Genomic DNA, 13014 nt, shown 5'->3' on the forward strand with positions numbered 1-13014 from the left:
GGTGACTCATGCGCCGACGTCCGATCGGGCTGCGGCCCGGACGATGGCGCCCTGCTGCCGCAGGGTGAGGGTGCCGCCGGCCACCAGGGTCGCGGTGACCGCTTCGACGTGCCGGACGAAAGCGGCGTGCCCGTCGTAGGCGGCGCCTTCGTCGATCAGATCGTTGATGGTGCAGCCGTCGCCGGTGTCGACGTTGGCGACGCCGGTGTCGTCGCCGTCGATGATCACTCTGGCCCGGGTGTCCGAGTCGGGGCAGGCGTCGGTGCCGTCCGCGACCACCGTGAACGTCGCCGACCGCTCGGCGGAGGCGTTCCCGGCGACGTCCGTCGCCCGGTAGCGCAGGGTGTGCGCCCCGGTGGTACGGACGGAGACCGGTCCGGCGTACGGGGTCCAGGCGGCGGTGTCGACCGCGTACTCGATCGAGGCGACACCTGAGTCGTCGTCGGTCGCCGTGATGGTCACCGTCGCACGGCCGACGTACGCGCCGTCGTCGTCCTGCTCGCCGGTGACCGTGGCGGACACCGTGGGCGGGGTGCTGTCCTCGGCCTGCGGCTCGACGACGGTGAAGTGGGCCATCTGTTCGGCCGACGTGTTCCCGGCCACGTCGGTCGCGCGGTAGTGCAGCATGTGCATGCCGGCCTCGGCGACCACGATCGGTTGGGAGTACGCGGTGAAGGCGGCCCCGTCCAACGAGTACTCGATCGAGGCGACACCCGAATCCGCGTCGGTGGCGGCCAGCGTGGCGGTGGCCGTACCGATGTAGTTGCCGTCGTCGTCCCGATCGCCGGCCAGGTCGGCCGTCACCACCGGTGGGGTGGTGTCCTCATCGCTCGGCTCGACGATCCGGAACGACACCGAGCCGACCTCGCTCGTGTTGCCCGCCTGGTCGGTGGCGCGGAACTGCACCGAGTGGTCGCCAACGGCGGTGACCGGCACGGGCTGCGTGTACGGCAGGAAGCTCGTGTCATCGACCTGGTACTCGACGGTTTCCACGCCCGATGCGGCGTCGGTGGCCGTGACGGTCACCGTGGCCGTACCGATGTAGTTGCCGTCCTGGTCGCGGTCGCCGGCCACCGTGGCGGAGACTGCCGGCGGCGTGGTGTCGCCGCCTCCGCCGCCGTCGGTGACCACCAGTTCGCCGACCATCTGGCTGTGGCCGGGGATGGAGCAGAAGTAGCGGTACCTGCCCGGGGTCAGGGTCACCGTCGCCTGGTGCCGCCCGTCGTTCACGTCGAACGGGTTGGCCAGGATGTTGAGCGTGACGTCGTGGTTGTAGCCGTCGGTGGTGGTGTCGAAGGTCAGCGTGTGCGGCATCCCGGTGGTGTTGCCGGTGGCCGCGCTGTTCTCCCAGATGATCGTGGTCGCTCCGGCCACCGCCTGGGTGGGCGCGGACTTGTAGCGGGTGATGTCGTCGTCGGCGGTCCAGGTCAGCACCTGTTCCGCGACGCGCGGGGCGGCGGAGGCGGGCGCACCGGCCAACGGGGTCACCGTGAGCAGGAGCGCCGCCAGCGCGGCCGTCAGTCGTCGGATCATGGATCCTCCTAGAGCTCGCGCACGCGGATGTTGCGGAACTCGATCAGATCGTTGTCGCCGTGGTTCTGGAGCCCGATGAAGCCGCTGAGGAACTGCCGCAGATCGGTCGGCGGGTCACCCGCGCGGGAGGACTGCTTGCCCGGCGTGTTGTCGAACTCGTTGATCACCACACCGTTGCGGATCATCGTGTAGTGCTGCCCGACCACGCGGATCTCGTAGTCGTTCCACTGGTCCTTCGGGGTGACGCCGGCCTGGGCGAGCGGCACCGGATCGAAGTTGTAGACCGAGCCGGTCTTCTGCGGCTCGCCGGTCTCACCGTCGTAGATCTGGATCTCGTGGCCGCAGTAGATCGCCACCCACGCCTGCGAGGTTCGGGCCGATCCGACGGTGCCGCAGCTGCCCGGTGGGCGTTGCTCCAGCGGGATCCGCGGGTCCGGGAACCGGGTGAAGACGCCGGTGTTGGCCCGGCCGGTACCGGGCGCGATGTCGCGGAACTGCACCTTCAGCGAGAAGTCGGCGAGTTCCCTGGTGTGCCAGAGCATGCCCAGGCCACCACTGGACCGCAGCGAGCCGTCCGGCTGGATGCCGAACGATCCGGACGGCGCCTGCTGCCAGCCGAGCAGCGACTCGGCGGTGCCGTCGAAGAGCGGCTCGTACCCGGTGCGACCATCCCGGCCGATCTCGGACGCGGCAGCCAGGCGGGTCAGCGTGCCGGCTTCGCGGGCGGTGAGCAGGCCGTCGTCCTGGAGCGTGTCGGTCACCGCGGTCACGTGCCGGACGAAGCTGTTGTGGTCGGCCCAGGTGCTCTCGTCGTCGATCAGGTCGTTGCTGGTGCAGCCCTGCCCGACCGTGCGGCTAGGCACCTTGGTGTCCGTGTCCCCGAGCCACACCGTGGCCCGGTTGTCCGGCACTGCGCAGCCCACCGTGACCGTGGTCTGCACCGTCGCCGTCTCACCGTCGGCGTATTTGACGGTCAGCTTCGCCGTGTAGGTGCCGACCCGGGCGTACGTGTGCCGAGGGTTCGCCTCGGTCGACGTGGCGCCGTCGCCGAACTCCCACCGGTAGCTGACCCCGCCGGAGCGGGACCCGTTGAAGGCCATGGTCAGCGGCTTGTTCTGAACGGCGACCGAGCTGGCGGCCGGTGCCGGGGTGGGTGCGCCGCCGGTGTAGGTGATCCGGATGAGCTTCTGGTTGGGGTGCAGGCTGAAGAAGCCGCCTCCGTAGTCCAGCAGGTAGAGCGCGCCGTCCGGGCCGAACTTGGCGTCCATCCAGCTCTGCAGTCGAGCATCGCCGTTGCCGCCCGGGATGATGGCCCGCAGCGACTCGGCGAACACCGGCGGGGCCGCGGTGGGTACGCCAGCCGGGTCGACGGTGACCGCGACGCGGTTGTTCGGGTTCGACTGGTCACCGATGAGCCACTTGCCGTCCCAGTGCGCCGGCCACGCCACGCCGCTGGTCGTGTCGACCAGATCGCGGTGGTAGGTCGGACCGGACATGATGGCCTGACCGCCGCCGCGGAGGTACGGCTGGGTGTAGGTGGCGTCGGCGGCGACGTAGGTCGGGAGCCCGCTGCCGTCGGTCCGCTCCGGGAACACCGGACCGCCGCCGTCCGGGGAGTACCAGATCATGTTGTCCCGGGCCGGCGGGATGTCCACCAGGCCGGTGTTGCGCGGCGACTCGTTCTTCAGGTTGTCGCAGTCGTACCAGCCGGTCAGCACGGTCGCGTCGGTGCTGCTGCGGTCCCGGTACGGCTGCCGGTTGCCCATGCAGTACGGCCAGCCATGGTTGCCGGCCGAGGTGATGATGGTCGCGGTCTCGTACTTGGCCGGGCCCAACGTCGGGCTGGGCGACGAGGCGTCGGGCCCCACCCAGCCGGCGGTCAGCCACTGGTGCTTCGGGTCGACCTGGAGGCGGGCGATGTTCCGCACGCCCATCACGTAGATCTCCGGTCGGGTCTTCTCGGTGCCCGGTGGGAACAGGTTGCCCTCCGGGATGGTGTACGTGCCGTCCGCCTCCGGGTGGATCCGGATGATCTTGCCGGCGAGGTCGTTGGTGTTGCCCGAGGTGCGGCGGGCGTCCTGGAACGAGATCCCCTGGTACTCCTGGGTCCAGTTGTTGCCGGAGTAGCCCTGCGAGCCCTCGGAGGAGTTGTTGTCGCCGGACCCCACGTACAGGTTGCCCTTGGCGTCGAACGCCATGCCGCCACCGGCGTGGCAGCAGCTGTGGATCTGCACCGGGAACTGCAGCAGGTCCTTGCGGGTGGCCTGGTCGATGGTCTGGGTCTCGCGGTCGTAGGTGAACCGGGAGATGGTCCGCTGCCCGACCCGCTTGACCCGGTCGACCGACTCGTGCGGCATCCAGTAGACGTAGAGCCAACCGTTCTCGGCGAACGTGGGGTCGGGCACGATGCCGAGCAGACCCTCCTCGTTCTTCACCAGCTCGGAGCCGCTGCCCCGGTTACCCATCACCTCGAGGGTCGTGAGCAGTTTGGCCTGCTTGGTGCGCGGGTCCCACGAGTGGATGGTGCCGCAGCCCAGGCCGACGTTCGGGTTGTTCCAGTCCGCGACGGGGCCGCTCGGGCAGGCCGCCTTGCCGACGTAGAACACCGTGCCGTCCGGGGCGATGGTCAGCCCGTGCGGCTCGCCGATCTGGTCCAGTTGCCCGGTCTGGTTGGCCGCGGTGAGCCGCTCGACCTTGTAGTTCGCGGCGATCGTCGCCTGGCAGTCACCGCGCTCCAGGCCGGTGGTCCACTTGAGTGCCCCGGTCAGGTGCGTGCGGAACGCCGCCTCGCCGTAGCTGCCCTCGGTGTGGCCCATGCCGGTGTAGAACGACCGACCGCCGTCGTAGTCCCGGCACCAGGACACCGGGTGGAACGGCCCGTTGGCGCCCGGTCCGGCGTTGTAGTGGCGCTCCTCGACCTGGGCGACGGTGTGCACCGTGCCGATCGGGTTCGGGTCCCAGTTCTCCCACCGGTCCGACCGGGTGAGCGTCATCGGCAGCGACGCCGTCGCCGGGTGGTTGCGGTCCAGGATGTTGACGACCGCCCGGTTCACCGCCGGTGGCTCCGGTGGAGCTGTGCTGCCGGTGAACAGGCGCAGGTCGGCGAGCTGGGTCAGCGGTTCACCGCTGTTCGCGGTGATGTTCAGCCGGAAGTGCTTGAACTCCTGCGGGGTGGCGATGTCGAACCGCCGGGTCTGGAACCGCTCCGGGAAGGTCCGGCCAGTGCGTCGGTCCAGGTCGGACCAGCTCTGGCCGTCCGCCGAGCCCTGCAGGGTCCAGTCCTTCGGGTCGCGGCCGGAAGAGTCGTTCGCCGACGTCAGCGCGTACCCGGTGATCCGCTTGGCGGCGCTCAACTCGTACGCCACCCATGCCGTCGGGGTGCGGACGAGCCACTTCGTGCCGGAGTCGCCGTCGGTCAGCTTCTCCTTCGTCTCGTTCGGCGGGTTCTCGCCGCTGGCGGTCACCCGGGCCACCGGCTCGGCCACCGGGATGGCGCCCGCCGGGCGGGTGCCGATCAGACCGGTGAACCAGGCGGAGTCGACCTGCGCGCGGGCCGCGTCGGCGATGCCGACGAACCCGCCGCCGGCCTTCATGTAGCTCTGCAGCGCCGCTTCCTGGTCACGGTTGAGCGCGGCGCCGGTCGCGGAGAGAAAAACCACGCTGCGGTACGCGGACAGCCCGGCCGTGGTGAAGACGGCGGGGTCCGTGGTGGTCGTGACATCGATGTCATGACCGGCGCCAAGATCTCTGATCGCCTCCGCGGCGCGCGAAACCGGGTCCTGCTGCTCGGCCACCGGCCCGTGGAAGACGAGGACCGCTGTCTTGTTCTCCTGCGCCGCCTTGGACGCGGGTGCTTCCTTCGGTGCGGCTGCCGCTGCCGCCGTGCCCGGCAACAGCGTCGCGATGACCGCCGCCGCGGCCAGGGTTCGTCGTAGTTTTCGTGTCATCCCCATCCCCACTCTCGATTCACTCAGCTGCCGTGCGTGTGGGTGTGGCCCTGAAATCTGTGGATGGCCTCCTCGGCGCCCGGCGGCATGCTGCCGTCCGCGTTGCGCACCAGGAAGATCCCGGCCATGCCGCCGTCGGAGTGGGACTGCACGTGGCAGTGGTACATCCACGCGCCGGGCCCGACGCCCTCCCCGGCCAGCACCTGGAACCCGAACGAGCTGCCCGGGTTGAGGTCCTTGTTGTCGATCACGAGGCTGGGGTCGGCCGGGCCCTCGAGCATCCCGGTGCGGTTGTCCGCCCAGCGGTGCGCGTGCAGGTGGAAGGTATGGAAGGTCCCGCCGTGCCCGATTGCGAGCCACTCCACCCGCTGGCCCAGGTTCGCCTCGAACATCGGGGTGTCCGGCGCCATCCGGTTGTTGATCATCATGTCGTTGAACACGACCGTGAACTGCTTCTCCGGCAGGATGTCGCCGCGGCGCCGCACGACCAGCGCGCCGTACAGCCCCTTGGCCACCCCGGCGGTGCCGTGGTCGGTGCCCATGGCGTGATCGTGGTAGTGCCAGTAGCCGGCGCTGCCCGGCATGAACCGCCGGCCGGACGCGAGGAACATCTCCCGCGAACGCCACACGTACGTCCGGGTCTCGCCGGGATTGTTGAACGAGGCGTTGAGCGGGCTGCCATCCGAGTCGGTGCTGTAGTCCACCCCGTGCGGGTGGATGGACAGCCGCTGGCTGGTGGTGTTGACCAGGGTGATCTCCAGCGTGTCACCCTCGTAGATCTCCAGCACCGGCCCGGGCACGGTGGCCTGGCCGGGTGCCAGGCCGTAGCCGAACAGCCCGCCGGGCAACTGCTCGGCGTAGATGGTGACCTTCTTGGTGACGCCGGCGACGGCCTGGGCCGGACTACCGCTGAAGGGGACGCCGACCGTGGACGCGGTCACGCCGACCGCTCCGGCGGCCAGCACTCCGGTGGTCATCAGGGATCTGCGGGACAGGTGGCGGGGGAAGCCGACGGGATGGTCGTCCATGGGACTCCGTTCTCGACCGGGCACAGCCGCGACAGGGCAGGGTGCGGCGACCGTCGAGACAGGAGGGACGGCCCCGCGAGCTCATGAGTCGTCGCGACTTTGCTCGGAAGACTCAGAACTTTCGACTGATGACATCAATCTATGTACCGATCTGACGAAAGTAAAGATCCTTCGATGGAAAGGCGGCCGCCGACAACGGTTTCCGCTGCCTGAGCAGGGGTTTTGTCCTCGACGGGGCCGGCCCGGGGGATCGGCAGCCCGAGCAGGCCACGACTGTCAGTCGGAGAACAGGGCCGCCGCGAGCAGTTGGGCGCCGCCTGCGCGGTCGAGTCGGGCCAGTGCGCTGTCGGGCTTGCGGGCCGGCTGGCCGGCCACGATCGCGGTGATCGCGGCGGCGAAGCCGAGCCGTGGATGTTCCTCGATGATTCGCCGGGTGATGTCCGGGGGGATCAGGTCCAGGCGAAGTCCGAACACGTCGACTGCCGCGCCGATGCTCAGGAGTGCGACCTCGGGCCGTGGATCCGTCGCGGTCTGCGCGCGCACGTGCAGGCGGATCGCTCGGCCACCAGGTCGGCGCGCGTCGCGTCGACGCCCTGCGACAGCAGGAATTCGGCGGCGGCGTCCGCGCCGATCTCCTCGAACGGCGCCGGCCCGTCGTAGCGTTCGGTGAGCCCGAGGTCGTGCAGAGCGGCACCGATGAACAGCAACTCGAGGTCCGGGTCGAGGCCGTCGCGGTCGGCCATCGCGAGCCCGAAATGGTACGTACGCAAGCAGTGGTTCACCAGCGTGGCCGGAGATGACGCGATGAGCAGATCGGTCGCCGCGGCGCTGAGGCGCGTGTCGGGGACGCGCGAGAAGATCGGTGTGATCGTCATGGCCTGACTCTTCATGATCCAGCGACGCACCACGAGTGGCCGGATCGCCACCTACTACCTGCGTGGCCTGGTGGACACACAACTGTCGGCTGTGTGCGGTGGCACGTTCGTGCTCGCCGAGGCGGGCCTGCTCAATGGTCACGCCGCGACCACGTCCTGGCTGTTCGCGCCGGAACTCGCACGGCGTTACCCGCTCATCGACGTGCAGTCGACGGCGCTGATCGTGCGCGTGGTTACGCGCGCATCTCGCCGACCGGTACGACCTCCCGGCTCTCGCGGCCGCCTTCCACGTGAGCACTCGCACGCTGCTGCGCCGCTTCGCGTCCGCGACCGGCAGCTCGCCGTTGGCCTACCTGCAGGCCGCCCGCGTGAGCGCCGCGAAACGGCTGCTGGAGACGTCGGAGCGCAGCATCCACGAGATCACCGCCCAGGTCGGGTACGCCGACGCCGCGACGTTCCGAACGCTGTTCGTGTCCACCACAGGCGTCACACCGTCGGAGTACCGCCGGCAGTTCCGACGCAGACCGGCCGCGTGAAGGCGGGTCGAACGCCGGCAGGAGCATCTCACATCACTCCCCCGCCGCCCCTCGACCTTTGCGGACTGGATTCCGACTGCACACGGTGAGGAAGCGGACGGACATCTGTCTTGATAGCCCGCGTCCGGCTACCCAACGGATCTCAACGTGCCCACCCGTCGTGACCGAGTGGAAACTCTCCACGAAGCAGGCTGATGAAGGCGTGGCCGCATGCCAGCAGCGGGCCGGTAGGCAGGTCCGAGGTGAACGACTCCTGCTCACCCCCGGCGCCAAAGGAGTTCACGAGATCCTTCGGGATGGCCGGAGACCAGGCGTGCAGTCGCCGGAGGACGCGCTCAGACAGGTCGAGCACAAGCGCGGCGCGATCGGGCTGCGTTCCGAGATGATCGTCCAGGTAGGACGACACGCATCCCATGAAGCCGGCTGTGGCCTGCGTCTCCCAGTCGTCTTGGGCGTCAACGAGCCATACGGGAGCTGCGGGGATTTTCTTGGCCTCCTGCGCCAGGAGGTACAGCCACACTTCCGCCTGAAAGTCGCGGACCCAGAAACCAGATCCGCGGTAGTCCAGGTACGAGCTGCCCACGCCGGCCAGTAGATCACCTTCGCGCAGCAGGCGGGCTCAGGGACCTGTTGTGGCGATTTCTCCGGTGCGTAGGCAAGTGGTCTCACGTGACTGGTGGACATGATCACATCAGGGGTGGCGCCTTGACCCTAGGATCACCGCGCCGCCGACCAGCCAGCCAATTGATCGCCAAGAGGGGTGCGCCGATACAGCACATGCCGTCCGTCGCGTGCGCGAGTGACCAGACCGGTCGCGTGGAGGACTTGCAGGTGTTGCGACACGGCGCTGGGTGTCACGGCGAGCCGTCGAGCGATCTCCACCGTCGGTAGCGGCTCGGCAAGAAGGTGGAGCAGTCGTGCCCTGGATGCGCCGAGGAGCGAGGCGAGGGCAGTCGCGTCGGCGGTCGGTGCCGGCGCCCAGAGCGTTGCTACTCCTCGGCAGGGGTATGCCAGCATTGGCGGCTCGTCCGGACTGACCGGTGGGGAGGGTTTGTACGAGAAGATGCACGGCACCAGCAGCAGTCCACGACCCGATACCGCGACGCGGTGCCTGCCGATCATCTTGTCGATGTGCAGGACCCCGTCGTGCCAGCGCAGGTTCGGGTGCATGTCTGCGAAGAGCAGGCGCGCGCCTCCTACGGCCAGTTGTCTGGCGCGATAGGTCATGTCTGCTTCCAGGACGAGTCGCATCTGCGGCCAGGTCGGCTTGATCGCTGCCTCCCAGTAGCGGTGCAGGTGGTCGCAGATGGTGTCGCGAAGCGCGAGCACCGGCTCATCGTCGTTTGCGGTGATCTCCCGCAGAACGGACGGCAGCCGACCACGGAGGTACACGGCGAGCACATCGCGGCGTACGACGTCCGGAGGTGTCCGGCGCACTGCGGCCAACTCTTCTTCGAAGGTCGCGGCGAACTCGGTCGGCCGGGGCGTCAGGAAGTCGGGAAGGCCACGGTCTGGCCCAACCAAGGACGTCAGCAGGTTGGCGTCGGGCGCATCGAGCCTACCGAGTACCGATCTGCGCCAGGGTAGGTGCAGCGCGTACAGGCCGGGCTCGCGTAGCACCCGCAGGCTGAGCACGGCCTGATGGATCGGTGAGATTGTGAAGCGGGTGTCGACGAGGTCTTCGACGCCGAGCAGAAAGCTGATCATTAAGCTATACGCTACATCGGTTGGCAGCCGACGCCGGGTGCCGTGGACTTTCAGCCATGACACACCAGATCAACATCCCCGGCCAGCAGGCCGATCGGCAGCGTACGGCGATCGTCACGGGTGCGGCACGCGGCATCGGCGCCGGGGTGGCCAAGCGTCTGGCGCGCGACGGCCTCGCGGTCGCCGTGGTCGACCTGAGCCAGGAAGACTGCGCCGACACCGTGGACGCCATCACCCGCGAAGGCGGAACAGCCGCGGCGTTCGCCGCCGACGTCAACGACGAGGCGGCCGTGGCCGCCACTGTCGCCCGGATCGCCGCTGAGTTGGGATCACCGACGGTGCTGATCAACAACGCCGGCATCGGCGGCCCCAACGCCGGCGTCGAGGAGACGAGCACCCAGCAGTGGGACGCGGTCGTCGGGGTCAGCCTGCGCGGGGCGTTCTTCCTCACTCGGGCCGTGACCCCCTACATGATCGCCGCCGGCTGGGGACGGATCGTCAACATGTCGAGCATCTCCGCGCTCGGCGATTCCGGCCGGGTCGACTACGCCGCCGCGAAGGCCGGTCTGATCGGCTTCACCAAGTCGCTCGCGCTGCGGCTCGGGCAGCATGGCGTGACGGCGAACGCCATCGGGCCGGGCTTCGTCGTCAGTGACATGACCAGGGTCGCGGCCCAGCGGCGTGGCCGCAGCTTCGAGGAGCACCAGCGGATCGTGGCGCAGACCATCCCGGTGCGCCGGGTCGGCCAGCCCGAGGACATCGCGCACACCGCGTCGTACCTGGTCAGCCCCGAAGCCGGGTTCGTCTCCGGCCAGGTCATCTACGTCGCCGGCGGGCCGGTGGACTGACGTGATCGACGCTTTCGGACAGGCGGTTCGCAAATGAGTCGCAGGCTGCTGGTGCTCCTCGCCCTCACCTGCGGGGTCGCCGTCGGAAACATCTACTTCCCCCAGACGATCAGCCCGCTGGTCGCCGCCAGCCTGCACGTCAGCGCTGACTCGGCCGCGCTGGTGGTGACCGCGGTGCAGCTCGGCTATGCCGCCGGGATCTTCCTGCTGGTGCCGCTCGGCGACCGGCTCCCGCACCGCCCGCTGATCGTCACCCTGCTCGGCCTCAGCGGGCTGGGGCTGCTCGCCGCGTGCGCCGCGCCGGCGCTGCCGCCGCTCGTCGGCGCGAGCGCCCTCGTCGGGGTCACGACCGTGGTCGCGCCGATCATCGGCCCCATGGCAGCCGGCCTCGTTGCCGAAGAGCAGCGCGGCATGGTCAGTGGCACGCTGCTGAGCGGCTCGATCGGTGGCATGCTGCTGTCCCGCACCGTCGCGGGCACCATCGGCGACTGGTGGGGATGGCGGGCCCCCTACCTGACGGCGGCGGCATCCGTGCTGCTCATCGCGGTGGTCATGGCCCGCGTGCTGCCGACAACACAACCGCCGTCCGGGCACCGATATCCGGCGCTGCTGGCCGAGCCGCTGCGCCTGCTGCGCACCGAGGCCGACCTGCGCCGCTCCTGCTTCTACCAGGCGACGATCTTCGCCGGTTTCTCGGCGGTCTGGACCGCCGTCGCGCTGCTGCTGACCGGTCCGACGTACGGCCTGGGCGCACCGGCGGTCGGGATGCTCGCACTGGTCAATGCGGCGACAATGCTGTGCACCCCGGTCGCCGGACGGCAGGTGGACCGGCGGGGCAGCGACGCGGTGAACCTGGCCTGCCTGCTCGGGATCATCGCCTCGGCCGCCGTCCTCGCGTTCGCCAGTCTCGGCGGGGCGGGGGGCCTCGCGGCACTGGCGCTCGGCACGTTGCTGCTCGACGTCGGAATGCAGTCCGGCATGGTCGCCAACCAGGTACGCATCTACGCCCTGGGGCCCGAAGCCCGGAGCAGACTCAACACCGCCTACATGACCTGCGCCTACCTCGGCGGCAGCCTCGGCTCCTGGCTGGGGGCCCGCGCCTACGCCCACTTCGGGTGGCTGGGTGTATGCACGGTGTTGACGCTCCTCGCCGTGACAGCTCTTGCCCGCTACCTGACGTCGACCCCCGCCACCGGCCACACTCGAACCACGGTCGCTGCCCAGAACGCCTGACCAAGGATGGTTGACTTGCCAGCCTGTACCCACCGCCCACCCCTGTCGCCGGATGCACCTATGCACGATGACCAGCTCGCCGTTTCGCTCGAGATGGTGCGTGAGCTGGTGGACGCGCAGTTCCCCGAGTGGCGGAGCCTGCCTGTCGGGCGCGTCGCTTCGCAGGGAACGGTCAATGCCATCTTCCGTATCGGGGAACGGTTCACGGCCCGGTTCCCCCTTCAGCCTCGTGAGGTCGAGGCGGCGCGGCGCTGGCTGGAATGCGAAGCGGAAGCGGCCCGAGAACTGGTGGGTCGTACGCGATTTCCCACCCCCGAGCCGGTCGCCATCGGTGAACCCGGCGTCGGCTACCCGCTTCCATGGTCGGTACAGACGTGGGTACCCGGTGTCGTAGCCACCGACCAGGACCCAGGTGACTCGTTCGCGTTCGCGCTCGATCTGGCCGAGTTCGTCAGTGGCGTGCGAGCCATCGACGCACGGGGACGCACGTTCACAGGCCAGGGTCGCGGTGGCGAGCTAGCAGCGCACGACGGGTGGATGGAAACCTGCTTCGGGCACAGCGAGACGCTGCTGGACGTCCCGCTGCTCCGCCGGATCTGGGAGGTCATGCGGGAACTGCCGCGGGGCGAGGCCCCGGACAGGATGAACCATGGTGATCTCATTCCGGGAAACGTCCTCGTCTCCGACGGGCGGCTGGCCGGGGTTCTCGACGTGGGCGGACTGGGGCCGGCCGACCCTGCCCTTGACCTCGTAAGTGCCTGGCACCTGCTGGAAAGCGGGCCACGTCAGGCGCTTCGGCAGCAACTCGGCTGCGACGATCTCGAATGGGAGCGCGGCAAAGCGTGGGCCTTCCAGCAGGCGATGGGGGTGGTTTGGTACTACCACCAGACCAACGCCACCATGAGTCGGATGGGCCGACGCACTCTCGCGCGCATCATTGCCGACCCGCCATCAGCCTGAGCCGGCACGCCCGAACGCGTCGTCGCAGCCAGCAAATACCGCCGCGTCGGCCCGCGCCGGATAGCCGCAAGTAACACGCAGACAGAGCGCGGAACCTCGCCGGGCCCGTATCCACCGAGCGGCGGCCTACCGCAGCATGCGGCCGTCCCTGTGGTTCGCGCACCGCCGCCTACTGGACGCGCCCTCCGGTCACGCGAACCGCAGAAGCGCAAGTAGGCAGCGAGATCACGTCATGGAGTGGGGCGGGCGGGACTCGAACCCGCGACCGAGGGATTATGAGTCCCCTGCTCTAACCGGCTGAGCTACCGCCCCGACACCGTGCCGGATCTTATCCCGCCCAGTCGTCG

Annotated in this window: 10 protein-coding genes, 1 tRNA gene and 1 pseudogene; 4 read left to right on the forward strand and 8 right to left on the reverse strand. The window is 69.3% G+C overall.

Annotated features, from left to right (window positions below; genetic code table 11):
* Positions 1 to 6: 6 nt before the first annotated feature.
* From ABZU69_RS18270 to ABZU69_RS18290, 5 genes are all read right to left on the reverse strand, one after another.
* On the reverse strand, positions 7 to 1533 hold the full coding sequence (locus ABZU69_RS18270) for a plastocyanin/azurin family copper-binding protein (RefSeq protein ID WP_354965511.1): 1527 nt from the start codon (positions 1531 to 1533) through the stop codon (positions 7 to 9).
* 8 nt (positions 1534 to 1541) lie between these two features.
* On the reverse strand, positions 1542 to 5480 hold the full coding sequence (locus ABZU69_RS18275; RefSeq protein WP_354965512.1) for a ThuA domain-containing protein: 3939 nt from the start codon (positions 5478 to 5480) through the stop codon (positions 1542 to 1544).
* Between the two features lie 23 nt (positions 5481 to 5503).
* Positions 5504 to 6508: a multicopper oxidase domain-containing protein gene (locus tag ABZU69_RS18280; protein WP_354965513.1), complete on the reverse strand. Its 1005-nt coding sequence runs from the start codon at positions 6506 to 6508 to the stop codon at positions 5504 to 5506.
* 276 nt (positions 6509 to 6784) lie between these two features.
* Positions 6785 to 6982, reverse strand: coding sequence for a hypothetical protein (locus ABZU69_RS18285; protein WP_354965514.1), 198 nt, complete (start codon positions 6980 to 6982; stop codon positions 6785 to 6787).
* Positions 6983 to 7002: 20 nt separating this feature from the next.
* Positions 7003 to 7383 (reverse strand): HD domain-containing protein, encoded by a 381-nt coding sequence (locus ABZU69_RS18290; protein WP_354965515.1) that lies wholly within the window; start codon positions 7381 to 7383, stop codon positions 7003 to 7005.
* Positions 7384 to 7667: 284 nt separating this feature from the next.
* On the opposite strand from ABZU69_RS18290, the pseudogene ABZU69_RS18295 reads away from it, so the two are divergent.
* Positions 7668 to 7919 (forward strand): annotated as a pseudogene (locus ABZU69_RS18295) (helix-turn-helix domain-containing protein); the annotation flags it as partial.
* A 142-nt stretch (positions 7920 to 8061) separates the two neighbouring features.
* Here the strand turns inward: ABZU69_RS18295 and ABZU69_RS18300 are convergent.
* Together ABZU69_RS18300 and ABZU69_RS18305 are read right to left on the reverse strand one after the other, a co-directional pair.
* Positions 8062 to 8502, reverse strand: coding sequence for a hypothetical protein (locus tag ABZU69_RS18300; RefSeq protein ID WP_354965516.1), 441 nt, complete (start codon positions 8500 to 8502; stop codon positions 8062 to 8064).
* A 134-nt stretch (positions 8503 to 8636) separates the two neighbouring features.
* Entirely contained in the window at positions 8637 to 9626 is a 990-nt protein-coding gene (locus ABZU69_RS18305; protein ID WP_354965517.1) for a winged helix-turn-helix domain-containing protein, read from the reverse strand.
* A gap of 56 nt (positions 9627 to 9682) precedes the next feature.
* Between ABZU69_RS18305 and ABZU69_RS18310 the strand changes: the two genes are divergently transcribed.
* From ABZU69_RS18310 to ABZU69_RS18320, 3 genes are read left to right on the forward strand one after another with little or no spacing between them, the layout of a single operon-like run.
* Positions 9683 to 10474, forward strand: coding sequence for an SDR family NAD(P)-dependent oxidoreductase (locus ABZU69_RS18310; RefSeq protein ID WP_354965518.1), 792 nt, complete (start codon positions 9683 to 9685; stop codon positions 10472 to 10474).
* 33 nt (positions 10475 to 10507) lie between these two features.
* Positions 10508 to 11707 (forward strand): MFS transporter, encoded by a 1200-nt coding sequence (locus ABZU69_RS18315; protein ID WP_354965519.1) that lies wholly within the window; start codon positions 10508 to 10510, stop codon positions 11705 to 11707.
* 60 nt (positions 11708 to 11767) lie between these two features.
* Complete coding sequence (locus ABZU69_RS18320; protein WP_354965520.1) at positions 11768 to 12667, forward strand: aminoglycoside phosphotransferase family protein; 900 nt, start codon at positions 11768 to 11770, stop codon at positions 12665 to 12667.
* 238 nt (positions 12668 to 12905) lie between these two features.
* Here the strand turns inward: ABZU69_RS18320 and ABZU69_RS18325 are convergent.
* Positions 12906 to 12979: transfer RNA gene (locus ABZU69_RS18325), tRNA-Ile, on the reverse strand.
* Positions 12980 to 13014: the final 35 nt, after the last annotated feature.

The sequence above is a fragment of the Micromonospora sp. NPDC005206 genome (assembly GCF_040608175.1).
In the GTDB taxonomy this organism is placed as follows: Bacteria; Actinomycetota; Actinomycetes; order Mycobacteriales; family Micromonosporaceae; genus Micromonospora.